The 25,424-nt window shown below is 43.5% G+C and carries 20 protein-coding genes and 1 pseudogene; 11 read left to right on the top strand and 10 right to left on the bottom strand.

Annotated features, from left to right (window positions below; all coding sequences use genetic code 11):
- Positions 1–162 precede the first annotated feature (162 nt).
- Together V7K46_RS15765 and V7K46_RS15760 are read left to right on the top strand one after the other, a co-directional pair.
- Positions 163–2,940 carry a GAF domain-containing sensor histidine kinase gene (locus V7K46_RS15765; protein WP_335114634.1) on the top strand — a complete coding sequence of 926 codons (2,778 nt, stop codon included), beginning with the start codon at positions 163–165 and terminating at the stop codon, positions 2,938–2,940.
- A 774-nt stretch (positions 2,941–3,714) separates the two neighbouring features.
- Entirely contained in the window at positions 3,715–4,485 is a 771-nt protein-coding gene (locus V7K46_RS15760) for a hypothetical protein (RefSeq protein WP_335114632.1), read from the top strand.
- 164 nt (positions 4,486–4,649) lie between these two features.
- Here V7K46_RS15760 and V7K46_RS15755 read toward each other — a convergent pair whose 3' ends face one another.
- A complete protein-coding gene (locus V7K46_RS15755; protein ID WP_335024727.1) occupies positions 4,650–4,838 on the bottom strand; it encodes a hypothetical protein in 189 nt (62 codons plus the stop codon).
- 127 nt (positions 4,839–4,965) lie between these two features.
- Between V7K46_RS15755 and V7K46_RS15750 the strand changes: the two genes are divergently transcribed.
- Positions 4,966–5,343 (top strand): hypothetical protein, encoded by a 378-nt coding sequence (locus V7K46_RS15750; protein WP_335080793.1) that lies wholly within the window; start codon positions 4,966–4,968, stop codon positions 5,341–5,343.
- 129 nt (positions 5,344–5,472) lie between these two features.
- On the opposite strand, the gene V7K46_RS15745 is transcribed toward V7K46_RS15750, so the two are convergent.
- Complete coding sequence (locus V7K46_RS15745; RefSeq protein ID WP_335114756.1) at positions 5,473–6,327, bottom strand: phosphate/phosphite/phosphonate ABC transporter substrate-binding protein; 855 nt, start codon at positions 6,325–6,327, stop codon at positions 5,473–5,475.
- A gap of 181 nt (positions 6,328–6,508) precedes the next feature.
- On the opposite strand from V7K46_RS15745, the gene V7K46_RS15740 reads away from it, so the two are divergent.
- On the top strand, positions 6,509–7,417 hold the full coding sequence (locus V7K46_RS15740; RefSeq protein WP_335114630.1) for a Tll0287-like domain-containing protein: 909 nt from the start codon (positions 6,509–6,511) through the stop codon (positions 7,415–7,417).
- A gap of 105 nt (positions 7,418–7,522) precedes the next feature.
- On the opposite strand, the gene V7K46_RS15735 is transcribed toward V7K46_RS15740, so the two are convergent.
- The 4 genes from V7K46_RS15735 to V7K46_RS15720 form a co-directional block, all read right to left on the bottom strand.
- A complete protein-coding gene (locus tag V7K46_RS15735) occupies positions 7,523–8,902 on the bottom strand; it encodes a serine/threonine-protein kinase (protein WP_335114627.1) in 1,380 nt (459 codons plus the stop codon).
- Between the two features lie 174 nt (positions 8,903–9,076).
- Positions 9,077–9,397, bottom strand: coding sequence for a hypothetical protein (locus V7K46_RS15730; RefSeq protein WP_335114625.1), 321 nt, complete (start codon positions 9,395–9,397; stop codon positions 9,077–9,079).
- A 141-nt stretch (positions 9,398–9,538) separates the two neighbouring features.
- Positions 9,539–10,708 (bottom strand): epoxide hydrolase family protein, encoded by a 1,170-nt coding sequence (locus tag V7K46_RS15725; protein ID WP_335114623.1) that lies wholly within the window; start codon positions 10,706–10,708, stop codon positions 9,539–9,541.
- Between the two features lie 80 nt (positions 10,709–10,788).
- Complete coding sequence (locus V7K46_RS15720; RefSeq protein ID WP_335114620.1) at positions 10,789–11,526, bottom strand: IS6 family transposase; 738 nt, start codon at positions 11,524–11,526, stop codon at positions 10,789–10,791.
- Between the two features lie 314 nt (positions 11,527–11,840).
- Here V7K46_RS15720 and V7K46_RS15715 point away from each other — a divergent pair, with 314 nt between their 5' ends.
- The gene (locus tag V7K46_RS15715) at positions 11,841–12,095 is read left to right on the top strand and encodes a hypothetical protein (protein WP_335114618.1); all 255 of its coding nucleotides are present in this window, start codon (positions 11,841–11,843) and stop codon (positions 12,093–12,095) included.
- Positions 12,096–12,098: 3 nt separating this feature from the next.
- The gene (gene mltA, locus V7K46_RS15710) at positions 12,099–13,358 is read left to right on the top strand and encodes a murein transglycosylase A (protein ID WP_335114754.1); all 1,260 of its coding nucleotides are present in this window, start codon (positions 12,099–12,101) and stop codon (positions 13,356–13,358) included.
- A gap of 132 nt (positions 13,359–13,490) precedes the next feature.
- Here the strand turns inward: mltA and V7K46_RS15705 are convergent, their stop codons facing one another.
- Positions 13,491–14,360 (bottom strand): DUF5895 domain-containing protein, encoded by an 870-nt coding sequence (locus V7K46_RS15705; RefSeq protein ID WP_335114616.1) that lies wholly within the window; start codon positions 14,358–14,360, stop codon positions 13,491–13,493.
- A 240-nt stretch (positions 14,361–14,600) separates the two neighbouring features.
- On the bottom strand, positions 14,601–15,305 hold the full coding sequence (locus V7K46_RS15700; protein WP_335114614.1) for a haloacid dehalogenase type II: 705 nt from the start codon (positions 15,303–15,305) through the stop codon (positions 14,601–14,603).
- A 377-nt stretch (positions 15,306–15,682) separates the two neighbouring features.
- Between V7K46_RS15700 and V7K46_RS15695 the strand changes: the two genes are divergently transcribed.
- The 4 genes and pseudogenes from V7K46_RS15695 to V7K46_RS15680 all read left to right on the top strand — a co-directional run bounded on the left by V7K46_RS15695 (position 15,683) and on the right by V7K46_RS15680 (position 20,409).
- Positions 15,683–17,443, top strand: coding sequence for a ScyA-related TPP-binding enzyme (locus V7K46_RS15695; RefSeq protein WP_335114612.1), 1,761 nt, complete (start codon positions 15,683–15,685; stop codon positions 17,441–17,443).
- Positions 17,444–17,456: 13 nt separating this feature from the next.
- A pseudogene (locus V7K46_RS15690) lies at positions 17,457–18,597 on the top strand (3-oxoacyl-ACP synthase III family protein).
- A gap of 40 nt (positions 18,598–18,637) precedes the next feature.
- Complete coding sequence (locus tag V7K46_RS15685; RefSeq protein WP_335114610.1) at positions 18,638–19,657, top strand: SGNH/GDSL hydrolase family protein; 1,020 nt, start codon at positions 18,638–18,640, stop codon at positions 19,655–19,657.
- Complete coding sequence (locus tag V7K46_RS15680; protein ID WP_335114608.1) at positions 19,654–20,409, top strand: SDR family oxidoreductase; 756 nt, start codon at positions 19,654–19,656, stop codon at positions 20,407–20,409. The genes V7K46_RS15685 and V7K46_RS15680 overlap by 4 nt, the downstream gene beginning before the upstream one ends.
- A 152-nt stretch (positions 20,410–20,561) precedes the next feature.
- On the opposite strand, the gene V7K46_RS15675 is transcribed toward V7K46_RS15680, so the two are convergent.
- Positions 20,562–24,128 (bottom strand): NB-ARC domain-containing protein, encoded by a 3,567-nt coding sequence (locus tag V7K46_RS15675; RefSeq protein WP_335114606.1) that lies wholly within the window; start codon positions 24,126–24,128, stop codon positions 20,562–20,564.
- 438 nt (positions 24,129–24,566) lie between these two features.
- Between V7K46_RS15675 and V7K46_RS15670 the strand changes: the two genes are divergently transcribed.
- Positions 24,567–24,746, top strand: coding sequence for a CopG family transcriptional regulator (locus V7K46_RS15670; RefSeq protein WP_273767958.1), 180 nt, complete (start codon positions 24,567–24,569; stop codon positions 24,744–24,746).
- Positions 24,747–25,230: 484 nt separating this feature from the next.
- On the opposite strand, the gene V7K46_RS15665 is transcribed toward V7K46_RS15670, so the two are convergent.
- Positions 25,231–25,377: a CopG family transcriptional regulator gene (locus V7K46_RS15665; RefSeq protein WP_335114604.1), complete on the bottom strand. Its 147-nt coding sequence runs from the start codon at positions 25,375–25,377 to the stop codon at positions 25,231–25,233.
- Between the last annotated feature and the right edge of the window lie 47 nt (positions 25,378–25,424).

The raw sequence follows: 25,424 nt of genomic DNA, 5'->3' as shown, positions 1-25,424 counted from the left end.
AATCCATTGCCAAAAATATTTGCAACAAATGTACGCCCCAAGCAATGCATTTGTAGCAGGAATTTCTTAAAATTGGATGAAAATCAAGGCATTGTAAGTTGAAAATTTTTATCAAAGACAATTATAAAAAAAATTCTACTTCAGTCATGGTGTATATAGGCAATGACATTTACCGATAAACCAAAAGGTTTGCAGCAAAGCTTAGACCAAGAAAGTTTACTGCATCGGATGATAAACCAGATCAGGCGATCGCTCGACCTGCAAGAAATATTAACGACTACCGTTACTGAAGTACGTTTATTTTTGCGTTCAGATCGAGTAATGGTGTATCGCTTTGATGCTAATGGTAATGGTGAAGTTATTGCTGAATCTATTTATGACCAGCGTCTGCCATCCTTATTGGGGTTGCGCTTCCCAGTTCATGATATTCCCGAAGCGGCCAGAGAGATGTTTTTGTCAGTGGGACAACGTTCGATTGTCGATGTAGCAAACGAGAAGATCGGGCTATCGCCTCTACAATCAAAAGAAACTGGCAAACCACTACAAACTAATATCTACTATCGGCAGGTAGACCCGTGCCATATTCAATACTTAAAGGCAATGGGCGTGCAGTCTTCTTTGGTAGTACCAATTTTACATTGCGACCCACAAGAACAATCGGCAAAGCCTAAATTGTGGGGATTGTTGGTATCTCACCATAGTGAACCGCGAAAGATTTTGAAGCGGGAACTAAAAGTATCGCAGCAAGTTGCCGATCAGGTAGCGATCGCGATCGCTCAAAGTAATCTACTCAGCGAAACCCTCGCCAAGCAAGAGCGAGAAGTTACTATTAACCGAGTTACCACACTATTGCATAAACTACCGATAATCCAATTGCAGAGAGCGCTAGAAGAAGTTATTACTGCCTTCGGTGGAGTAGGTGGCAGGCTTTACATTGAACAGAGTCGAGAACTATACACCTGGGGCGATCAACCTACACTCCCCTACGAGTTAGACAACAGTATTATCGAACAGCATCCTATGTGGCAAAACTGGATGGCTGAGTGGAAACCAGGTAATATTTGGACAACTGTTGACCTCTATAAAGAACCACGTTTGCGAGTTTTGGCTTTAGCATTCCGTTCAACTCAAATTCGCGGACTCATGGTAATTCCCTTACATTACCGCGAAAAATTTATCGGTGTATTAAGCATTTTTCGCTCGGAATTTGAAACGGAAATCTTGTGGGCGGGACTATGTGAACAAAATCGGCGACAACTTTTACCCCAGCTTTCCTTTGAGGTTTGGCGAGAGCAAAAAAAGGGGCAAGCAGCTGAGTGGAAACCGGAAGAAATCTTATTGGCGCAAGCCTTGTACGATCATTTCTCAATGGCAATTCAGCAGCAGCAAATGTATAAACAGGAACAAGCGCTGAATGTCAACCTAGAACTGCGGGTGCAAGAGCAAACGGCTGAACTCGAAAAATCATTACTGCTTACCAAAGTACTCAAGCAAGTCACAGAGCAGATTCGCCGCACATTGGATTTGCAGACAACCCTGCAATCCATCGTTCGGGAAGTCCGTCCCCTGCTAAACTCAGACCGGGTGCTGATTTTCCAACTTCAGAGTAGATCGGTGATTGTGGAAGAGATCAATGGTAATTGGCAGTCAACTTTGGGAGTGAATGCACCACCGGAATGCTTTCCTGATGAGTATACCCGTCCATACTTTCAGGGCAGGGTAAGGGCAATTAACAATGTTTCAACAGATCCTTTAAGTAATTGTCATCAAGAGTTTTTGCAGAGTCTGCAAGTGCAAGCAAACTTAATAGTTCCGATAAATATGGGTATGGAACTATGGGGGTTACTAATTGCCCATGAGTGTAAGGCTCCCAGAAATTGGCAGGATGCAGAAATTGATTTATTGCAACAGTTAGGAGATCAGGCTGCGATCGCCATTCAACAAGCAGAACTCTACCAACAAACCTGTCATGCCGAAATTGAAGCCAGAAATCAAGCTGCACATTTAGAGCATACCCTACATGAACTCCAAGAAACACAGACAAAATTGATTCACACCGAAAAAATGTCTGGTCTAGGACAGTTGGTGGCGGGTGTCGCCCACGAAATCAACAACCCCGTTAACTTTATCTACGGTAACCTGTGCCACGCTAGTGACTACACCGAACAACTGCTAGAAATTTTACGCCTCTACCAGTTACACTATCCCCTCCCGCATAGTGAAATTCACGTTGCGATCAAAGCGATCGATTTTGAATTTTTGGTAGAAGACCTCCCGAAAATCATGACCTCAATGCAAGTAGGAACCGAGCGCATCCGCTCAATAGTGCTGTCGTTAAGAAATTTTTCTCGCTTGGATGAGGCTGAAAACAAGCGCGTTGACTTGCATGAAGGCATTGACAACACCTTATTAATTTTGCAACATCGGCTGAAAGCAAATGCTGAATTTCCAGGTATTCAGGTAATTAAAGATTATGGCAACATCCCCCGGGTGGAATGCTATGCCGGCCAAATGAATCAGGTATTCATGAATATTTTCAGCAATGCCATAGATGCCCTGATAATGGGGGCTGAGGACTGGAGACTAGGGACTGGGGAACTGAAGACTAGGGACAAGGTGGACAAAAGAAATACCTCATGCCCAATACTGACTATTTATATTTCCACTAAAATCTCAGTAGACAACTCTCGTTTGTTGATTCGTATTTGTGACAATGGCCCTGGAATGACTCAAGAAGTGAAAAAGCGAATTTTTGACCCGTTTTACACTACTAAACCTGTGGGCAAGGGTACAGGATTGGGACTGGCAATCAGCTATCAAATTATTGTCGAAAAACATGGTGGAATAATGGAGTGTATTTCAGAACCAGGCAAAGGTACAGAGTTCTGGATTGAAATTCCCCTCAACCCTCAAGCTAAAATCAATAGACTTCTTGCATAAATAATTCATGGTACAATGGAGTCTTTTAAAAATTTGCTTTTTATATCAATGAGACATACCTTTTTAGCTGATTTTCAGAATATGACAAAATATTAGTATCAAAACTTAAAGATTGAAATAATTACTCAATTCATCCAAAAGGCTTATGATAAAATTTTTAACATTAGACTAGTCAGGAGTGCAAAACTCAGAAGGCTCATTCTCTAAAGCCTAAAAACCAAGGTTTTAGTTCCTGGAAACATCTTAAATCCGTATCCTTATTTTTTGGAAATTTAGTTTCGCACTGGGAACTAGACTAAAAAAAAGATTTAGAAGCTATCCAGGAACTGTAATATATTAACTTAAATTAAAAATGCTTCAAAAGTAAAGTTTTGTTGCAAAAAAAGTCCCTTCAATCTCCAAATGATAATCTAATAGTTGAAGCCACTAAATAAGCTTACCTGGCAGAGATAACAGCTGCATTAGGAATGTAGTAAGAGGTAAAAGACGCTGTTTAACTTACATCTGTCTCGTCAAAACACAGCAACACCAACGCGAAAACTGCTATTTCCTCAAACATGGAAGATTAGGGGGCGCTGTAACTGATTTTCATTACTTGTTTACAGAAGCGATGAAAGTTAGTACATCCCTGGTTAAGATAAACAAGGAGAGGAGATAGTTCAGCCAGTAGAGGATTGGGTGTTGTTGTGTTTAAAGATAAGTCTGAAATAGGGACTCCTCTGGGTGTAAGATTATACGAAGTTGAATAGCGAGAAAGAGTTGAAATAGCGCCTTATGTCAATTATTGCGCTCAGAGCGTGGTATCTACAGGATTACGAGCCGATTCCAGAACTAGAAAAACGTCTGCCAGATATTCGCTTAAGCAAAAAAAGCCTGCTGAAATCAGCATTGCGAGCAGACTTTTTGGAAGAAAGTGACGAAGTTAGCAAATCAACTTGGTTTGGGCGCTATCTGGAAGGGGAAAATATTGAATTTTATATTGAAGGTAGTGGTGGCTATTGCGTAGCTAACATTGATTTAATTAGTCATGAAATTTATTTCACTAAGCAGGCGGTGCTGGCTCAGTCAGAACCAACGATTTTTTTGTGCTATCAAACTGAGTATGCCGCAGCGACGAATGTTTTAAGAGAAGAACTGCGAAAAAGTTTGGACAGTTTAAACAAGCGATCGCGCTTTCCCCTAACATTAGTAGAATCCTCTCGTCCCAGCGGTGCGCCTGTACGGATTAACCGCACGATCATGCGAAAAATCCGTAAGAGTTTGTTATTTATCGCTGACACCACGCCCATTGCTAGTATTGATGGTAAAGAGACTCCCCAACTAATTCCCAGTCCTAATGTCTGTATTGAGATTGGCTATGCTATTCAAAGTAAGCGGTCTGAACAGATTTTACTAGCGCAAATGCAACGCCCAGAGTTTGAAGGGCAATTTCCTTTCGACTTACCCACACAGCAAATTTTGCAATTCCAAGACACCACAGAACTAAATAAAATCCTCACAGGAACCATTGAAAACCAGCTAGCACGATTCAAATTGTTTTTTTGAGCAAGATAATATTACTTACCAAAAATCGAACTATAACACTCCTAAATCATTCGTGAGAGTCGGCTCATTGACGCTCTGAACTGCAAACTCTATTTTTAGACTTGCTATTCTAAAATAAAAGCTCCCTACTTATCAGGGAGCTTTTATTTTAGAGTTTTTTGGAATTATTTTTTTTTATCTTTATCTATTTTTTCTTGGATAGCTTGGCGACAAAATTCTGGTGGATCATCCTTAGTTGACAATTCTTCTTTCATTGTCTTGGTGACACGCAAATTAACTTGCTCGGTCAATGGTTCATCACCTTTTCTTTTTCCCGGTTCTAAATTTTCAGGAGTTCCTCTAGGGTTAGGCATTGTTGAGAGATGTAAATATAGATTGAATCGATTGCTAGCATTCGATTAGAGTTTTAAATCGGTGAGCATATTGTCTGGAAAACTTGTAGCTCACCGATACCACTTTTACAAGAGGTAACTCTATTTTATGTTTACGCGTTCCGAGTTAGAAATCAAAACCATCAAAGAACTCAGTGAGCTATGCTTACGCTACGGCATCAAACCAACTGGGAATAAAGGGTATAAGACCTCATGGATTACATCCTTGATGGTATTCCCTCGAATGGCGTTATCTCAATTCGAGGCAGGTAAAGGGTTAAAACCTCCTACCTTTGCTTTCATGCAAGCACTGAGTAACGCTATAGATGAGATGAATGCTCCTACGGATGAACAAGCAGCACTCATCAAAATTACGATGGAAGGGAGAATTATGAATTACCCAGATAGGTACACTCAAGAGAAGCTGTTAGCTTTGCATAAAGCGAAAATGTATCTTGAAATCGCTATCGGGTTACTGAGTCAGTAATCATCCATTAATTTCTGTCAGCTAACTCCCTTCATCCTAGAGGGGAGTTTTTTGTAAGTGCCTTAGGTTACAGGGTAAGGGTATGTAAATAATGTCCCGATAAGCTAAAAAAGTTTATTATTACATTGATTAAAATAAACGAACAGGTTTTTTTTGTAGCTGAGAAGTAATCGAACTCAGCCGATCAACCACAGAAATCATGTATTTGTAATCTGGTACTTGTCCATTGGATATGTACCCTACTTCTTGAGCTAAACCTGAAGGTGTATCACTCATTACTTTGCGGATGAACTCTTGACGGTTACGTTCTACATTCGGTCCAATCAAGACCACACCTAATGGTACATAGTGAGGGTCTTTAAATAATATGCGGAATTCGGTTGGGCCCAACTGTGAACCGTGGAGAGCCAATTCCGCCTCTGAGACAGCACAGGCGATCGCTTTTCCTTGGGCGACCAATTCCAGCCCGGCTTTGGGTGTGGGTGCAAATAGGATCTCTGCTAGTGTTGTACCATAAAGATTGTAAAGTGGGAAATAATATCCTGTTGCTGAACCTAACTGACCTAAAGCCACTGTTTGACCTTGCAGCTGTTTTAAGTCAGAGATTGGATTGTCTTTGCGAACAACGAAGATTGAACGCAAATTACTAATACCTATTAAAGGAAACAGGGGAACATATTGGTGACGTGCGATCGCAATAGCCGCTAAACCTGGTGGAGCAAATACCAATGACCAAGCACGAGCCTGAAGGCGCTCAACCGCTCTATTTTCATTAAAAGCAGGCTCTAGCTGAATATATGAGTTTGTCTTTTCACCTAAGTAACTATTGAATTTAGCATATTGGTTAATTATCTGTTCGCCTCCACCATAGTTGATAACACCAATAGTTAACGTGCCTTCAAACTCCTTTGGTGATTGGCAGGCAGCAAATGTCAAACCTAGCAGATTAAACAGAAAGAAACGCCGGGGAAATCGCAAAAACATCATTAATTATGGTTAAAGAAATAACTTGGCTTTCAGGACTAATTTAGATAAGTTTGACTGCTGCCTAAATAGGTTACATTGCAACAAAAAATTAATATTTATTTAAATATTGTTGAGATGCCTTCTAACAGGTATAAATAAATATTAGACAAACTCAGATCCCACCTTCGTTGCTTAGGTTATGTTAAACAACATTACGTTAAAAAACTTAAAAATAGGTGCTAAATTTAACTTACTTTTAATATTAGTTTTCATAGTCAGTATTGTGGGAAGTGGTGTTGCCTTATCCAGTGTACTTCAAGGGAGAGCGCAAAATGAAGTGGCTTCTCAAGCACAGACTCTCATCCAAATGGTGAACGCAGTTAGAGATTATACACAAAATCGGATAGTTCCTCTATTGGAACCTAGACTAGATACTAACCCAACGTTTATGCCTGAAGTAGTACCAACTTTTTCCTCTAAAGAGGTTTTTGAGAATTTTCGTAAAAAGCCGGAATATAAAAACTTTTTTCATAAGGATGCAACACTTAATCCAACTAATTTAGCAGATAAAGCCGATAGTTTTGAAACTCAACTTGTAGAGCGTTTTCGTAACGAACCGAACACTCTAGAAATCACTGGCTTTCGCACCTTGTCAGAAGGCGAAGTATTTTATATTGCCCAACCACTCAAGATTACACAACAGCAATGTCTGCGATGTCATACTACACCAGATCAGGCTCCTAAAAGTCAACTGGTAACTTATGGATCGGAAAATGGTTTTGGCTGGAAACTGAATCAGATTGTTTCTGCCCAAATAATCTCTGTTCCCTCTCAAGAGATTTTTGCCAATGCCAAACGGACTTGGATATTGATAATGGGAATTTTAATTACTATCTTTGCGCTCGTAGTTTTCTTAATTAACTTCTTAATCAAAAAATATGTGATTCAGCGCATCAGAAGAATAGAGAAAATAGCCCAAAAAGTTAGTGTGGGTGATATGAGCGCTGATTTTGAAGAAAGCTCTAGTGATGAAATTGGCGGGTTAGCAGAAGCATTTAATCGGATGAAAGCTAGCTTAAAAATCGCTCTGGAGATGCTGAATAATTAGAGCTAATTCCATTTTGGATTTTAGATTTTGGCTTATGAATGAGTCAAGCGAAATACAACCTACCCATTTGTTGCATTTTTCTCAAAATTAATATCAGCTAAAAATTTAAGAAAGTAGACGTTGCTGAAATTGCAAAGCTTTTTGAGGTTCAGGAATTTGTGATGCTAAAACTTTCACAAATTCTGCACGAGAAATCTGCCCAGAAGACTTAACAGCTTTTTGGACTAAGAACGTAGCTATTGGACCAATTAAATTAGCTAATTCCCGTTCGCACTGATGCACAAAGCTATCACTGATTCCTTGAGGTTCTTGGCTTGGTAAATTATTTGACTTAATTTCCGATTTAACAGTAAGTTCCTGTAGTAGAGTAGGTTTCTCTAGTAGAAACATTGTTTTCTTCTTAAAATCAATTTGTTGATTTCCTCGAAGATGAAGGGCCAATTGATTAATTAATTCTTCGGGGTTGGGCGCTGATGCCGCAACTTGTCGTAGTAATCTTGAGGCAACGGGGCCGACAAATTCTAAAAGAATTGTTTCCAACCGACTGTAATTTTCTGGAGACAGGATAGAAGCAGGCGGATACGCAATTGAGTTTTGTTGAGAAAGTAAAGCTTGAGGCGGTTGTGTAAAAGATAGTGGTTGAAGTGATTGCGCTTCTATTTTAGTATCGAGATCCTTAAGCGCCTGTAGAACTTCAGCCGCAGACTGATAGCGTTGTTTGAAGTGGTGTAGTACCATCTTAGATAGCACAGATGCCAACCCTGAACTGACGTTAGCCTGATGCTGCCAAGAAATTTCTCCTGTATCTGGGTCTTCCTCAAAGTTTATCGGATGTAACCCCGTTAGCGATTGAATACCAATAATGCCTAAGGAATAAATATCGCTGTTGGGGCGGGGCTTACCTTGCCCCTGTTCTGTAGACATATATCCTGGGGTACCAATGATAATAGTAGCCCCCATCTGTCCTAGAACTGTAAGCAGTTGAGTTTGGACTTGTTTAACTGCGCCAAAGTCAATCAGCACTAACTTGCCGTCTTGTTGCCGCCTGATTATATTGTCCGGCTTGATATCTCGATGAATAACGTTGTGGCTGTGAATAAATTGTAGAATACCCAACACCTGTTGGAGCAGTTGAATTACTTGATCTTCTGTCCAAGGTTGATTGGGGAATAGTTCCGCTTTGAGAGTATGCCCTTCAATGAACTCTTGCACCAAGAAGAACTCTTGGTTGTCTTCAAAATAGGCTAAAAGCCGAGGAATCTGGTCATGGTTGCCCAGTTGTTCTAGTGTTTCTGCTTCACTGGTAAATAGCCGTCTAGCAGTTTCAAGAAATTCAGGGCTACGAGTGACAGGCTTAAGGTGTTTGACAACGCATTTCGGCAAACCTGGTCGATGGGTATCTTGGGCAATGTAGGTTTGACCGAATCCACCTCCACCTAAGACTTGAAGGACTTGGTAACGTCCGTCTAATAATTGTCCTAACATTGTGTCACTTGCCTAAGTCCTCAAATTAATCTTGGCACAACTACCAGCTTTAGCAAGGTTTGTTGAGAAATAAACTAGGTAGTGCTGAAATACCAAGATTTTTTGAGGATTGTACTACAAGTTCATGACTTCCTAAACTCCAGATCAGCTTGTAGCCATTTTATTGTTGAAGCTTTAATTCCTTAGAGGATGTTTGAAAAGTATTTTTTTTAACATCAAAGCCATGAAGCGTCCCTGTGCATCCCGGGCGGCGCCGGCCTGCATCGCGCCGTGGCGCGGGACCAGCACGTCGCCGCCCGGAACCCACGTTAGCACCCGTCGATGTCCGACATCGTTGAAGGCGAGTGCTCCGAGTTCCGGAAGCCAGACGGGTTCGCCGCAGCCGCGAAACCGGAAGTCGCCGCCAGAAACGTCGCACCCCGATGGCATGGCCTGTAACTCCGCGCCGGGCTGGAGAAGCCGCGCAAGTCTTGGATCGAATTGCTCTATTTGCATGTCTTTTCCTCCCTCCCGGTTCTCTCTGGGTCGTCCGGGCAAGCTCTGGCGGCATTGAATTCGCGTGCGTCGCGGCGGATCAGCTAGCCTAAGTCCGCCTTCGTCAGTGGAAGCGCCGCCCGGCGCTTCCACTGAAGATGGTCAGCGCTGGCGCAGGGGGCGAACGAACGAGCGGATGTCTTCGGTAATCAGCTTCGGTTCCTCCGCTGGAGCAAAATGTCCTCCGCTGGGGAACAAGGTCCACTGGCGCAGATCGCTATGTGCGGCAACGATTGAGCGTGGCCTGTGCATCATGTCCTTGGGCATCACGGCGACAGCCGTCGGCACGCTGATCTCAGGCTTGATGTCGTTAGCCAGAGGTATGGGCTGGGGAAATCCGGAAGCTCGGCAAAACAGCTCCGACCCGACAAAGCTGTTTGTGAACCAGTATAACGAGAAATGCGTGAGCAGCGTATCCTTGTCGAACTTGGTTTCCACGTCCCCATGGCAATCGCTCCAGGCGCGGCGGCGAAGGAGCATCCACGCCGCCTGACCCGCCGGGCTGTCGTGCATCGCCCAGGCGAGGGTCTGTGGGTCAGAGGCATTGACCAGAAGGTGGATGAAGGCCGCTTGGCCTCTGTCCTTCTCCCCTTCGACCATGGCGCGTTCCTCCGAGGTAAAATCGGCCGGGTCGCCGGCGTCGTTGGGTACCCCCGGGAGGACAGGGAAGCTCAGATGGACGCCGATGATCGAGTCCGGATGTGCATGCCCAAGCCGCGCACTCAGGAACGCGCCTGCATCGCCGCCTTGCGTGACGAATCGCTCATAGCCCAGTTCCCGCATCAGCCTGACCCACATGTCGGCCGTTTCGACATAGCCGACACCGTTCCGGGGCAGCGGCCCCGAGAAGGCGAACCCCGGCAGCGAAGGGACGACGACATCGAAGGCGTCTTGGGGATCGCCGCCATGTGCAGCAGGATCGGCCAGGGGCATGATGACGTCCTTGAGGTCCCAGAACGTCCAGGGCCATCCGTGGTTGAGAACGATGGGAACGGGGTTGGGGCCCTTGCCGCGCACATGAATGAAATGGATCGGCACGCTGTCGATCTCTGTACGGAATTGCGGGAAGCTGTTGATCCGCGCTTCCTGCGCGCGCCAGTCGAAACCGTCCTGCCAATAGGTCATCAGCTCGCGCAGGTAGGTGCCGTTGACTCCGTAGGACCAGTCCTCGTTGTCAAGTTCGGGCGCCCAGCGCGTGTTGGCCAAGCGCGTGCGAAGCGCGTCTATCTCGCTTTGAGGAACGTCGATCCTGAATGGCTCAATCTTCATCATGATTATCCTTCAAACGCTGTCAAAATGGTTGTGTTGCAAAAAGTTGTTGGGGACAGAAAACGCTTTGGAAAGGGAATTAGTTATGCAGCCACTCCGAAGATTTCAGCTATGAATTTCACCCGTTCTCTAACGGCTCCTTTATCTACTTTCTTAATTTGTCCTTTTTTCATCATGTGCATAATTTCATAACATTTAATTGTTCTCCTTGCCGTGTTGAATGATTTGAATCCTCTCCCTGGCTTAACCAACCATTTGATAAATCTCTGGTCCTGCTCAATCCGATTATTTAAGTACTTGTTCTGTCGCAGTTTCACTTTCTCTAACAACTCTTTTTCTTCTTTTAGCTTATTCATAGCTTTGGGATAAGCCGCATTTTTATCGACATTAATCACTCGTGGTTCTTGATTATGAACTGCCTTCAATGCTTTACGGAGAAACCGTTTAGCCGCTTGTGCATCCCGATGAGCCGTTACCAAAAAGTCAATGGTCTTCCCTTGTGAATCGACGGCGCGGTACAAATATCTATCCTTGCCTTTTATCTTGATGTACGTTTCGTCTACTTGCCACGAGTCGTTGTTTGACTGCAAATGAGGTCGGCAGCGTTTTTCCAGTTCGGGCGCATATCGCTGCACCCAACCATAAATCGTTGACTGGTGAACATCCAAGCCCCGCTCATTCACCATCTCTGCTACTTGTCGATAGGAAAGCGGATATGTGAGATACCAGCGCACGCATAACAGAATGATTTCTGGTTCATAGTGACGCCACCTAAACGGATTTGGGCATGGAAACGGGAGCGAGTGGACACAATCTTTCACTCTACCACCTGCTGCTTTGGTGGTAGAGAGTCGATGCAGGAGTCGCCTCCCACACCTCTCCTACAAAACCGGACGTGAAGTAGGGTAGGTAGCCATTGGAGAGTTATGCAAGAGCTAATGTAAACTTACACTTTTTAAGGAACTGGTTAAAGGATTAGGCGTCTACAGTGAAGAGTCATGCAGTATTAGTCATTGGGCATTAGTCATTTATTCCCTTTTGCCCCTCTGCTCCCCACCTCCCGTATGCTTACCCTTTTCATTCGGGGGTTACGTGGTTAACAATGGGTTGAATGTTTTTCTAACGATCCAACCTTATGCCTAGAACTGCAAATGAATATGCCGTATACCTCCTACTGGAAAGCGGTCACCGGGAAGAAGTACGTTTTCCTACTATTCAAGATTTTCAGAAGTGGTATAGTGGCGAACTTGTGCCAAAGTCTGCTTCTAATGACTTTATTAGCGTGCCGATCAAAAATATTCAAGGGGAATATATGGTCATCCGCCCTTCTCGGATCGTGGCAATCCGGGTAGAACCCGTTTTTAGTTCCAGTGTTGAAAGATTCAACTAAATGATGAGAAAAACCCTTGCTTTGCTTTCCTTGAGTTTGGGAATTGCCCTTATAAACCCTCTCTGGTCGGCTGTTGCTCAGGTTCCTTACTTACTGCCGTTGCCAGTACCCACAACTCCTGATCTTCCACCTCTACCAGTACCAATTACTCCTGAGTTAACGCCACCGCTAAAACCAATCGCTATTGCAAGCGATTGTGCGTTCGGGCAGACTTGTTTGGGTTGGGATGACCAAATTTGGGGTCAAACAGGTAAAATAGGCGATCGCAATGCGTTGTTGGCTTCCATTGACAACAGTCTGCTTTACCTAACAAAGAAGGAGGCGATCGCAGCATATCAAAATTATCCAGTTAAGGAAATTACCCTTGATCGCGTCCGCACGAGTTTGCTACGTTTCCGCGAACTGGTTATCGGTTCTAAGTCAGCAGCACAATTACAAGCCGCTGTCCGCCGTGAGTTTGTCTTCTACCAGTCTGTGGGCAACGATGGCAAGGGTACTGTTAAGTTTACTGCTTATTATGAGCCTGTTTACACCGCTAGCCGTGTCAGGACTTCAATATATAAGTATCCTCTTTATCGGCTACCACCTGATTTCAGCCAATGGCGTAAACCCCACCCAAAACGAATTGATTTGGAAGGTAAGGATGGTTTACAAGGAAATAAGGGCAAGTTGCGCGGTTTAGAATTGCTTTGGTTCCGCGATCGCTTTGACGCATACATGGTACATATCCAAGGTTCTGCCCAAATTAACTTAACTAATGGCAAAACAACGTCAGTTGGCTATGCAGGTGGAACTGATTACCCCTGGACTAGTATCGGTAAAGAACTAGCCAGAGATGGCAAACTTTCACTAGATGGATTGACACTGCCACGGATGACTGCTTACTTCCGGCGACGGCCGCAGGAGTTGAGCAATTATCTGCCACGCTGGAAACGATTTATTTTCTTTCAAGAAACTGGTGGTACCGCAGCTACAGGCTGTATTCGTGTGCCAGTGACAGCAGAACGTTCCATTGCTACAGATAAGTCTCTCATGCCACCGGGAGCGCTAGCCTTGATTCATAACTCATTTCCCTATCCTGCCAGTGGTGGCAAACTAGAGAGGCGTACTGTCAGCCGCTTTGTGCTTGACCAGGACACAGGAAGCGCCATCAAAGGCCCAGGACGGGTAGATTATTTCATGGGGTCTGGTAAACTAGCAGGCGATCGCGCTGGCATCACAGGCGGTAATGGTTCACTATATTATTTGCTGCTCAAAGAATAAAGTTAGGAGTACAGACGCGATTAATCGCGTCTGTATAGGAGTTAGGAGAGACGCGATTAATCGCGTCTGTATAGGAGTTAGGAGTTATTAATTCAAAACTCATCATTTATCACTCCTTACTCCTTACTTTTTTTAGTACGGTGGATAAGCAAAATCATCTTCATCAGCATAAACGTAAGAGTTGGAAACTCCTGCCATCGCCAATTTAGGCGTTTCTGATTTTACAGGTTCCTTTCCAAAATCTTTGTATTCTTCAAAAGTCTTGCAAATCATTGCAGACTCAAGAGAATCGGAAGCAATTAAGTATTGTGTTAAAGTTCCTACTGTCGGATGTTTGTAGTCTACAGTTGAAGCTACCAGAACTGTATTTGGTTCAATACCTCTTTCTTCACACTCAATTATCGGGCAAAAAATCCCGTGAGCGTGGAACAAAGGGCCTTTTGGTGTCAAGGGTTGCTTGCGGTAAACAGCATAAGTCTTTTCTAGTTCAGCAACGAATCCACTAACTACTTTACCTTGTTGATATTCGCAGTAGGTTTTGCTGAAACTCGCTCCTGCGGCACCATTAAGAGTTAGTTGTAGTGGTGATTCATGTAAAAACTTTTTATTCTCACCCACTATAAAAATTAGATAGCGAGTAAAGGTTTTAAATTTAAGTTTGTCGGCTAAAAAAGCATCATAATTTTCTTTGAGCGTACCCAGTTTTAGACCACTTTCCCGGTCTTTGACAGACAATGGTCCTCGACGCACTAAAACCAAGTGTGGACTAGTGCTAATAAACACCGTTTCGACTCCAGAGCTAAATTCATGCTCTACCTGCTGCCAATTATCATCTGGCACAAAGCCGACAGCATGGGCATTATCTAGCTTAATCGCCAAACCGTGGGATTGCATACCATCTGCGCCATACCGAGGATTAATCATCTGACACCAGGGGATGACTTGAGAAGGCGGTGCATTGAATTTCTCGTCTTCAAAGTCGAAATTAGCAGATGCTTTCATCGTTTTAGGCTATCAAAGTGTTTTATTGAACAAGTTTATCAGCACGCTGATCCTGGAGAGCCAGAAGGAGAGCGTCTACGCGTCCTTTGCAAGTCGCCCTCAAAAGAAGGGCGAACATGCCATCAAACTGGCGTAGTAGTTTTTCCAGATTAAGGCAGAATCAATCTATGTTGCAATCCCTGTTTCGTTTTGTAACAACAAATCCTCATCGAAATAATGATAGCACTCAGCACTTATTGCTCAGTATTGTTTTGGTGAACTCAAAGCAGCCAGAGTCTTTAAATCCGGCACTTCTAAGTCAGGTTGACTTATTGCTGCTCCTGTGGAATTAACTCCTTGTTGGTCTGCTCGACGGTTTACCCAGACTGTTGATAGTCCCAGAGATTTAGCTGTAACTATATCGTGATATACACTAGCAGCAACATGTAATATCTGCTCTAACGGCAAATCAATTCTGTCAATAGCCAGTCTAAAGTTGTTTAAGGAGGGTTTGTAGCTTTTTGCCTGTTCTGCTGTGATTATCTGGTCAAATTTCACCTCCAAATGCTTTGCTGAGAAAGCAAAGAGATCGTCATCGACATTTGAGATAATTACCAGCTTAAACTTTTGCTTGAGGGTTTTAAGTGCCTCAACTGTATCGGGGAAAGGCAGCCAATACTGAATCGAATCAGCAAGTGAATTTAGTTCCTCAGCAGTTGGCTTAAAGCTAAATCGCTCACCAAATTTCTGGACTACTATCTGCAAAACTTCTCGATATTTGATATATTCTCCTTTTTCCACTTCTGCTTCAAATTCAGCAAAAAGTTCCAGAATTTGATCGTCATCAAAATTAGTGTTATGTGTCAGCAGAAGTGGCTTTAGCACCCCTAAGATGCCGTTCTCCCAATCAATCAGGGTTCCGTAACAATCGAAAGTTAAAGCCTTATACTGATTGAAGTTAATCACCTTTTTATACTCCAGAGCTTGACTAATAGTGTTCAGTTTTCACAAACCAAAAGACGGGTGAACCCATCTGCGTTGGCGCAGCCCGCCGCAGGCATCGCCGCATTTGCAGCTCTTAAAGTCTCTGAACATTTTTTCTATATCAAAGCAGAGTTTAAGTAGGTAGACAATGAAATACCAAACTGTGTGAAGATAAGCAAATAGATGGGTACAAAAAAACTAAACTATCTTAATAAAGATGAAGTAGACTAAAACCCTTTTAACTATTGCCTCTAACATAGTTGCTTGCTGCCTTATTTAAACGAAAAATATTTACGCCGACTTACTTAGAGTGTGGAATAATATTATCTGATATAAGGAATTCTACGTAAGATGTTTGTATGGATGTTAAATTTCAGGATAGACAAGCAAATAGCACTGAACAATTAAACTCAACTCAACAGCTATCTCATAGCAAGCCATCCGTAACTTTTTCGGTAGCAGAGGCAGTGGTAAAAATCCTGGCAGATATGGGAGTGGAGTATGCCTTTGGTGTTTCGGGAGGTGCGATCGCGCCAGTATGGGCTGCGTTACACCAAAGTTCCATTCAGGTGCTGCACTTTCGTCATGAAGCAGGAGCTGCTTTTGCGGCCATTGAGGCGCACTTTGCTAGCGATCGGCCGGTTGTGGTATTCACTACTACAGGGCCGGGGATCACCAACGCTTTGACAGGGCTATTGGCTGCCCGTTGGGAGGGCGCTAAAGTGATTTTTGTGTCAGCTTCGACCTCAGCACCACAGCGGGGACGTTGGGCTTGCCAAGAAACTAGCACGTACACTATGCCTAGCACAGGTATTTTTACTTCGGGGCAAATATTTCATTATGCGACAACCCTCGAACGCAGTGATGAACTCCCAGAGGTTGCTAGAAGGATTGCTCTCGGTCTAGCACAACCGGGAGGATTCGTCGCCCATCTAAGTATCCCTACAAATATCCAGACAAGTTCACTAAAAACTTCATTGCCACGAGTAACTCTATCTCATGGTCTGGCAACAGCAAGTGAAGAAACAATTGCAGAATGTGTCCGGTTACTGTCTGAGGGGCCGTTTGCCATCTGGGTCGGTTTCGGAGCACGGGGTGCTGCAAAAGAGATTCGCCAGCTTGCTGAGAGGACAGGGGCTGCAGTAATGTGTTCACCACGGGCAAAAGGTATTTTTCCCGAAAACCATCCTCAATTTGTTGGTGTTACGGGCTTTGCAGGACATAAGTCAGTTTTAACGTATATGATGCAAGAACAAGGACCTTTACGAGTGTTGGTGCTAGGAACGCGCCTTGGGGAGTGGACCTCGTTCTGGAATTCTGTGATGGTTCCAAAACGAGGGTTCGTGCATGTCGATATCGACCCAGAGATTCCAGGAACTGCATATCCATCTGCCGAAACGTTTGCTATCCAATCCGACGTGGGAATTTTTGTAAAGGCACTGTTAAAGTACTTTCTACAACACCAAAATCAGTTAACAGAACTGTTGCTGCCTTGTTCCAAGCCTGTAATAATTAATCCACGTGCAGAGGGTTCAGTGCGACCGGAAGTACTCATGGATGCAATTCAACGGCAAATAGTTGAAGGGAGCAATGCGCTCGTCATGGCTGAAGGAGGAAACTCGCTAGCTTGGGCAATTAATCTACTGCGATTTGCCAAACCAAGTCGTTTTCGAGTCAGCACTAGGTTTGCATCTATGGGTCATTTCGTCACAGGCGTTGTGGGTGCGACGCTGGTACACAATAGCAAAGCTGTCGTCATCGTTGGGGATGGTGCCATGCTTATGAATAATGAGGTAAGCACGGCTGTACAATACAATATTCCTGCTGTTTGGATTGTGCTCAACGACGGTCTCTACAATATGTGCGCCCAAGGCACGAAAATGCAAGGGTTTAAGGGTATGGATGTCGAGATTCCGCATACTGATTTCGTCAAGATTGCTTGTGGAATGGGAGCCGATGGCATCCGTGTGGAAAGAGAATCTGACATCCAAGCAGCGTTGGAAAAAGCAATAGCCACGATTAGTCCATTCGTTGTTGACATAGTAATTGACCCAACCAGACTTGCACCAATTGGAGATCGTATTTCCAGTTTGATTTCGCAGGGCGCTACAGATTATTGATAGGAGATATATTATGGTGCATCACTCAGTAGGTATTCGAGCGCTGGCATTGAGCTTGCCGAGCATTAAGCGTACAAATGATTACTATAGAGAAAAATACCCCGAGCTGATTGCTGAGGCTGAGCAAAGAAGTTTGGCAAGGTTGTTTTCGCTTGCTGGCTCTACACCCAGCAACGAGTTTGACTCAGAGATGTTGCCCTATCTTAAAGACCCTTTTCGCGGTACTATTGAGCGATGGGTGCTTAGTTCAGATGAATCGTCGCTGATGCTGCAAGAGCGCGCAGCTCGTGATGCCCTTAATGCAGCAAAGCTTGCTCCCGAAGAAGTCGATCTTATGCTCGTCGCCTCCATTTGGCCTGAACAAATTGGATTTGGCGATGCTGCTTACCTAGCTCGTCAAATGGGTTTGCAGGGTGCTGCTTGGAATCTTGATGCTGCGTGCGGGGTTACCCCGGTTGCACTTCAAACTGCTTGTGCTTTAGTGCGATCGGGAGAATACCGCAACGTGCTGGTGGTTGTCTCATGTTCATACTCTCGCTTTTTCGATGAAGACGATACCCTCTCATGGTTTATGAGTGACGGTGCCGGTGCTTTTGTGGTCGGTTCACTTGCACCGAACCAGGGTATCCTCGGCACAAAGACCATTCATACTGGTGCTTTATGTGACATTTTTTGCTAAACTCACGCAGGATAAGCAGGGCAATCCACGAGTGCATATGCAGATGGACAAGAGTGCAAATAAGGCGATTCGCGAAACGGCTGTAGGGCAACTGCGTACGTGCTGTGAGGGCGCTATTGCCGCAGCTGGTGTCACCATCGAGCAAGTTGACTTTTTTGTTTTCAATACATCTACTGCTTGGGGGGCAAGCTTTTGCACGCGCGTACTTGGTATTGACCCAGAGCGCGTAATCAACCTCTACCCCCAGTATGCAAACATTGGACCAGTAATCACGGTAGCTAATCTGTATTTTGCTGCACAGTTGGGTAAGATTCATGAAAATGACCTAGTTCTTATTTATGGCTTAGGTGCAGCAGGTACTGCTTCTGCAAGTGTGATGCGCTGGGGTAAGGTGGCGCTAGGTCTTGTTCTACATCTCAACGAACCTGAATCAGCACTGAAAAGTTCCTCAGATTGTAGCTTCGCTACTAATTAAGGATATCTATTAATATTTAAAGCATAGCCAGTAGTCAATCGTGCAAAAACAAATCTTAGCAACAGGATTTTTCCTGTTATCTTTAATATTTCCGCTAAAAGTCTCGGCACAAAATTATGACGAGATTTATGTCTTTGGCGACAGTCTCTCTGATACAGGTAATGTATTCAACACCACTAAAGGGGCCGTTCCTCCAAGCCCAAGCTATTTTAGTGGGCGTTTTTCTAATGGTCCAGTTTGGGTGGAATATCTCGCCTCCAATCTAGGGTTAACTTTCAATCCAAACACCAACTTTGCCTTCGGTGGTGCAACTACAGGATTCAAGAATATAGGACTCAGCACTCTACCAGGATTACAACAACAAATCAACAGCTTTACAACAGCAAATCCCTCTGCCGATCCAAACTCTCTCTATATCTTGTGGGCGGGTATTAATGATTATTTAGATTACTTTTTCAAAGGCACTCCCAACCCTACCCAGACAGTTACAAATTTATCAACAGCAGTAAAATCGCTTGCTGCTGTTGGAGCTAGAGATATCATGGTCTTGAATGTGCCAGATTTAGGAAAGTTTCCAGTTACAGGCGGTAATCGTCAAATTTCTATCTTACTTAGCACTTTTACCAGTAAACACAACTCCAGCTTGACCGCAAACCTCAACCTTTTGAGTCAAGAACTAAACCCTAACATTAACATTATTCCTCTTGATGTTAATTCTCTTTTTAATCGGGTGATCGCAGAGCCGGAGAAATTCAGTCTCATGAATGGAACTGACTCATGCATCGGAGATTCACCAGTAGTGCCTATTGAGGTTACCACACAGCCAGTTATATGTATCCCAGACAAGTTTTTGTTTTGGGACGAAGTCCATCCAACGACTGCCACTCATAAGCTAATCGAAAAATTAGCATTTTCAGCGCTTGAGCCAGTGCCTGTCCCTGAACCTTCTGTTGTGTTAGGAGTCTTAGCTTTTGGTGTAGGTGCAGTATCGCTACGGAAACACAATAGCTATCAGTTAGTACAAAGCAAAGCAATCAAAAGGGAAGAAACAGATATATGACTGGTCAATTCGATGGAAAAGTCGCGCTGGTTACAGGGGCTTCATCAGGTATTGGTCGGGCGACAGCTATCGCATTTGCAAGTGCTGGAGCAAAAGTCGTGGTTGCTAGTCGTCGGCTCGCCGAAAGTGAGGAGACCGTGCGCCTTATAAAAGAGATAGGAGGTGAAGCTATTTTTGTCAAGACCGACGTTTCAAATGCTGCTGAAGTGGAGGCACTGGTCAATAAAACTTTAAAAACTTATGGTCGTCTAGACTGCGCTTTCAATAATGCTGCAATTCTAGGCAATCCTGGCTTAATCACCGATGATATCTCAGAAGAAGACTGGGATCGTCTGGTTAACGTAAATTTTAAAGGAACGTGGCTCTGCCTCAAGTACGAAATCAGGGCGATGCTCAAACAGAACAGCGGAGCGATCGTGAACGTGGCTTCCGTCGGTGCTGTCGTTGGTGTACCTGGTTATGCCATCTACTCTGCCACAAAGGGCGCGATCATTGCCCTAACTAGAGCAGCAGCAGTAGAATATGCTAAATCTGGTATCCGAGTCAATGTCGTGAGTCCGGGTGCTACGGAAACTGATATGCTAGCTAGTCTTCCCGTAGATTTACTTGCTCAACTTCCAGCAGCGCATCCAATAGGACGTATCGGCAAGCCTGAGGAGATTGCAAAAACGGTAGTTTGGTTGTGCTCAGATGCGACTTCCTTCATCACGGGGCACAATATGATAATTGATGGAGGATATACCGCACAGTAAGGGAGGGTAGATGAAGGTGAGGGTGACAAGTTCGCAATCTCACTTGCTTCAAAAATATCTATTTTGCCAACGACAAGTGTGGAATTTGAGAGCATCTCAAGATATTGAATGAAGAACAAATGGGCAATCACTGTAGTAGTACTAAGGTACTGCTACTCTTTGTGCTCAACCGCTCCTAAAGCTTTTAAAGTGGCAATAGTCGCCAAAGTTACACCTATAATACCAGTAATATTCATCGCTTCATAAGGTCTAGAGCTAAAAAGAGTTTTTAGGCATTCACCTGTCAAAATATCCCAAAGCTTAATTGTTCCATCTTCACTGCTACTAGCTAAACTATCACCTTGAGGACTAAAAGCAACTGACCATGTTAACTTAGTATGTGCTGACAAAGTTTTCAAGCAGCTGCTTGTGCTAATATCCCAGAATTTTACCGTTTGGTCACCACTGCCACTTGCTAGAGTACAACCATCCATGCTAAAGGCAGCTGAATATACGCAATTGGTATGCCCTTGCAAAGTTTTAATACACTGACCTGTACTAATATCCCAGAGTTTCAATGTTTGGTCACCACTGCTACTCACCAGTGTCGTACCATCAGGACTAAAGGAAACTGACCAGATCCAGTCAGTATGACCTTGCAGAATCCGCAAACATTGCCCAGTGCTAACATCCCACAGCCTTAATGTTTGATCGTGACAACCGCAGACTAATGTATCACCGTCTGGGCTGAAAGCGACTGACCATACCCGGTGAGTTTGTCCCTCCAGAATCCGCAAACATTGCCCAGTGCTAACATCCCACAGCCTTACTGTTTGGTCTTCACTACCACTGGCCAGCATCATGCCATTGGGACTAAAGGCGACTGATAATATTCTATTACTATGTCCGTGTAAAGTTTTGAGACATTTACTGGTGTTAATATCCCATAGTTTCACTGTTTGATCTTCGCTGCCACTAGCAAGGATGCTACCATTTGGACTAAGAGAAACTGATGTAACCCGATTACTATGCCCCTGCAACGTTTTGAGACATTTACCTGTGCTGGTATCCCATAACCTTATCATTTGGTCATTACTACCACTAGCAAGCATCGTTCCTTGAGGATTGAATGTAACTGACCATATCCCATTACAGTAACCTTGGAAGGTCTTGAGGCATCCACCTGTACTTACATCCCACAGCTTAACCGTTTGGTCATCACTACCACTCGCCAACGTTGTACCATCAGGATTAAAGGCAACTGACCACACCTTGCTACCATGTCCTTTCAGAGTCTTGATACATCTACCTGTACTCACATCCCACAGCTTAACTGTTTGGTCATCACTGCCACTTGCCAACTTTCGACCATCTAAACTAAAGGCAACTGAATTTATTAAGTCAGTATGATCTTGCAAAATTTGAAGACATTGACCACTGCTGATATCCCACACCCTTAATGTTTGGTCATGACAACCACTAGCTAGCAAACCGTCCAAGCTAAAGGCAACAGACTGCACCCTATGGGTGTGTCCCAGCAAGGTCTTGATACATTGACCGATGCTGATATCCCACAGTTTTACCGTGTGATCATCATTTCCACTAGCAAGCATTGTATTATCAGGACTAAATGCGACTGCCCATACCCGACTACCAGATCCCTGGAGAGTCTTAATCCATTCACCGCTGCCGACATCCCACAACCTCACTGTTGTGTCTTCACTGCTACTTGCCAACATATTACCATCTGAACTGAAGGAAACAGACCATATTCCACCGCTATGACCCTCTAAGGTGGCGAGGCATTGCCCACTGCTAATATCCCATAGCTTGACTGTTTGGTCGTCACTGCCACTGGCCAAAATACGACCATCGGGACTAAAGGTAACTGGCCAGATCCAGCCTTTATGCCCCTTGCAGATGAGCAGTTGTTTTCCATCCGCAACCTGGTACAGGCGAATCTCATTATTAGTATCTCCTGTCGCTAAAAGTTTTCCATCAGGGCTGAATGTCACTGAGTGAATCCCCCCTAAGGTTTCAGCAAAAACACATTTACTTAGATTGGCATGAGTCAAATTTACATTGTGCAAACTTACGTTGCATAGGTCTGCTTGCCAAACAGTTAGATAAGAAAAATCATAGCCACTTAGATCAGTCTCTAGATGACAAAGCAGATTGAGAATATTGCCAGCCGTATATCCTGGTTCTAGCGGAGATTCTTCTCGCAGTCTTGCAAGAATTTGAGTTAACTGACTTTCAATATTTTTTTTGCTTCTTAAGTCGTGAAGCAACCCATCTATGACTGGTTTAAGGATAAGGCGAACCTGGATATCTTTAACATAGTCTTTACCAGTCACCTTCATCAAAGCATGACACCTAAACAAATCAATATTCTGAGTGACAATCTCTTCACAGACCTGTTCTATCAATCTACTAGTCATATACTCCATGACCACAGGCTGAAGTGTAAATAGTGCTTCACTTTTTTCAATCAGCGTAGGCGTTGGCAAAGCCTCTGGTAGAGAAGCCTTCTCGATTAGAGATCGCCTTCCTAAAGATTCCAGAGCCTCCAGTAATTTTGCTTGTGGTACTGGTGATACAATATCTTCTCGCAATTCTGAGAGTGTAATCGGCTCACGATTAATCGCTAGCCAGTACATTATGTCCTTTTCTAAATCTGACAAGCGCTCAAACTGCTGCTCTAAAATATCGCGAATGTCGCCAAAAACAGACGTATCTTGTTGCAAAAATCCAGTTACATTACCATTAAAAACATCTTGAATGGTCGTGGCAACTATCTTTAAGGCTAATGGATTGCCTGCATAACGTTCAATCATTACTTTGCATTCATCCTCTGCCGCCGATAGCCCCTTGAGTTTTAAGATTTCTTGCCCTTCTGCCACCTTCAAGCCACTCAGTGGAAATGAGCGAACAGGTAGTGCTTGTCCTTCCAATAATGCCACTTCTCTAGGTTTTTCACGACTAGTCAGCACTAAGCAGCTTTGGTGAGTTGCTTCTCCTACCCGTCTTAAAAGCTCACCATATTCTTCATATCCTTCTCGATAAAGTCCGGCGCGGCTACCACTGCGGAGAATTGACTCTGCATTATCAAGGATCACCAAACAGCGATAATTTTGTAAATAATAGAGTAGTCGCGATAGCCGATCGCTAAAGCTTTCCGGTAAGTTACCTTCTGTTTCCTGTTCGTCAGATAGAAATTGAATCAGGTTACTTAGAATAATTCTAACAGGTGGAGCTTCTCGTAGCGATCGCCAGATCACATACTCAAAGTTGTCCTGAATTTTTTGAGCAAGCTTTACAGACAGCGCCGTTTTACCAATGCCTCCTATTCCCAATAGTGCCACCAATTGGCAGTGCTCATTGAGAATCCATTGCTCTAGGGTAGTAAGTTCTTCTGTACGTCCATAAAAAACTGAACTAAAGATAGCTTCTCCCCAATCGAGACAATTATTTGAGCTTGAATAGTCACTTTTATCTATTTTTAACTGAAAAGCCGAAAAAAGCTTTTCAATAGTCTGTTTGTCAACTCCTCCTTCCTGATTCAATACTTTCGATATAGTAGCGGAATATAACCCAGAGCGTGCACTCATTTCTTCAAGAGTGTACCTGTTTCCAAAATTTTCCTTTGTTTCTGACTGATGCTTTGCTTCCTTAATTTTTTGTAAACCCTTGGTAGTAAGTGCAACGCCACGCTTGCGTCTCCAATTCTGTAAAGTCATGTATTAACTCACTGTTCCTGTAATTACCTTTGATTAAAAGGAATTATCTACTAGGTTGCTATAGATATGAGGTGATAGCCATAACAAACAAATAATCTTATGTTGTAGAGGATTTAAAACAGGTTTATTACCAAAATATTCACTAATGAAAACCACCTTTGGCAATCCACTCGTCTCGGTAAGTCAACACCGGCTCAACAGACAATCTGGTCTGTGGGGCATTGCTGACATCAGCTCTTCAGCCTAAAGCTTCTTGCACTTGGGTAATGGCAGAATCACTACGTGTGGTACTAATTGTTTAATACCTTGACATTTCAGTAATATATTTGGGGCGTAAAGCTTAAGTTCAATCTCAAAATCCCGATTTTCACTGGTAAAAACAGTTTTGAATTGGCAATCTTGATAAGGAAAGTTTCTATATATCTAGCCTATCAATCAATGAATAAAACTGTTGCACTCAAATTTCCCCGTTTGGCAACCTCCAGTAAAAAAAGGGCGCTTAAGCGAATTACCTTAAATTTGACATCAGATGAAGCCCAGAACCTTGAAAAATATTGTGAACAGACAGGCAGACTAGCAATAGATGTGATTCGAGAACTCATTCAAGCCTTGCCTTGACCCTTGACCTGACTTTTCACGCTAAGTCTGAAAAGTTTCAGTCTAGAAGAGTCATGGCTAAAGTAGAAGGTGTTGCACATTTGGACAAAGTTTTCAAATTTAATCTGACGAGAGTAATTCAAGAGCAGTAATCATAGATTAGACCCTCCTGACTGGATATTTGCTATTTAAATACTGTTCTTTGTTGGAAAAATACTAAAAAACAAAGGTTATAGATTATTCTCTGACGAAAGTGATAAAAAATAAGGATAGTCGCCGAACGGAGAAACAGTCTCTTACTCCTCATTATACAACTCAATAATAGTTATCACGTCATCTTGTTTTCAGCGTGCTGCGCTCGTTTACGGCAGGCGTAGCACGCTTTTACTCAATTTTCACGTCCCTCTCAATCTTCACAAAAAATTACCACTCGTTAATTTAACACCTCCAATTCAACCAAATTCTAATGCTTATATATTGAGAGAAATGGTTCGCAAATCTACTTTTATTTCGTCAGCGACAAGGCTCGAATGAGTTCTCTAATCACATCCGTTGCTGGTCTACCTGTCTGTTCACAATACTTTTCAAGGTTCTTGGCTTCATTTAATGCCAGGTTTATAGTGATCCGCTTGACGGCCCATTTTTTGTTCATGCTAAAACAGATAAATCGTGTAATCATAGCTTCAAACCCTGATTTTA

Origin of the sequence: Nostoc sp. (assembly GCF_036917395.1) — a bacterium.
Taxonomy (GTDB): domain Bacteria; phylum Cyanobacteriota; class Cyanobacteriia; order Cyanobacteriales; family Nostocaceae; genus Nostoc.
The sequence above is the reverse complement of the archived record's forward strand: the minus strand, read 5'-3'. Positions and strand labels throughout refer to the sequence as shown.

Excerpts from the sequence above, each read along its gene's own strand:
- V7K46_RS15680 (WP_335114608.1), top strand. The coding sequence starts at position 19,654 with ATGACTGGTCAATTCGATGGAAAAGTCGCGCTGGTTACAGGGGCTTCA.
- V7K46_RS15740 (WP_335114630.1), top strand. The coding sequence starts at position 6,509 with ATGTTAAACAACATTACGTTAAAAAACTTAAAAATAGGTGCTAAATTT.
- mltA (WP_335114754.1), top strand. The coding sequence starts at position 12,099 with ATGAGAAAAACCCTTGCTTTGCTTTCCTTGAGTTTGGGAATTGCCCTT.
- V7K46_RS15705 (WP_335114616.1), bottom strand. The coding sequence starts at position 14,360 with ATGAAAGCATCTGCTAATTTCGACTTTGAAGACGAGAAATTCAATGCA.
- V7K46_RS15715 (WP_335114618.1), top strand. The coding sequence starts at position 11,841 with ATGCCTAGAACTGCAAATGAATATGCCGTATACCTCCTACTGGAAAGC.
- V7K46_RS15670 (WP_273767958.1), top strand. The coding sequence starts at position 24,567 with ATGAATAAAACTGTTGCACTCAAATTTCCCCGTTTGGCAACCTCCAGT.
- V7K46_RS15725 (WP_335114623.1), bottom strand. The coding sequence starts at position 10,708 with ATGATGAAGATTGAGCCATTCAGGATCGACGTTCCTCAAAGCGAGATA.
- V7K46_RS15675 (WP_335114606.1), bottom strand. The coding sequence starts at position 24,128 with ATGACTTTACAGAATTGGAGACGCAAGCGTGGCGTTGCACTTACTACC.
- V7K46_RS15730 (WP_335114625.1), bottom strand. The coding sequence starts at position 9,397 with ATGCAAATAGAGCAATTCGATCCAAGACTTGCGCGGCTTCTCCAGCCC.
- V7K46_RS15665 (WP_335114604.1), bottom strand. The coding sequence starts at position 25,377 with ATGAACAAAAAATGGGCCGTCAAGCGGATCACTATAAACCTGGCATTA.
- V7K46_RS15735 (WP_335114627.1), bottom strand. The coding sequence starts at position 8,902 with ATGTTAGGACAATTATTAGACGGACGTTACCAAGTCCTTCAAGTCTTA.
- V7K46_RS15755 (WP_335024727.1), bottom strand. The coding sequence starts at position 4,838 with ATGCCTAACCCTAGAGGAACTCCTGAAAATTTAGAACCGGGAAAAAGA.
- V7K46_RS15765 (WP_335114634.1), top strand. The coding sequence starts at position 163 with ATGACATTTACCGATAAACCAAAAGGTTTGCAGCAAAGCTTAGACCAA.
- V7K46_RS15695 (WP_335114612.1), top strand. The coding sequence starts at position 15,683 with ATGGATGTTAAATTTCAGGATAGACAAGCAAATAGCACTGAACAATTA.
- V7K46_RS15750 (WP_335080793.1), top strand. The coding sequence starts at position 4,966 with ATGTTTACGCGTTCCGAGTTAGAAATCAAAACCATCAAAGAACTCAGT.
- V7K46_RS15760 (WP_335114632.1), top strand. The coding sequence starts at position 3,715 with ATGTCAATTATTGCGCTCAGAGCGTGGTATCTACAGGATTACGAGCCG.
- V7K46_RS15745 (WP_335114756.1), bottom strand. The coding sequence starts at position 6,327 with ATGTTTTTGCGATTTCCCCGGCGTTTCTTTCTGTTTAATCTGCTAGGT.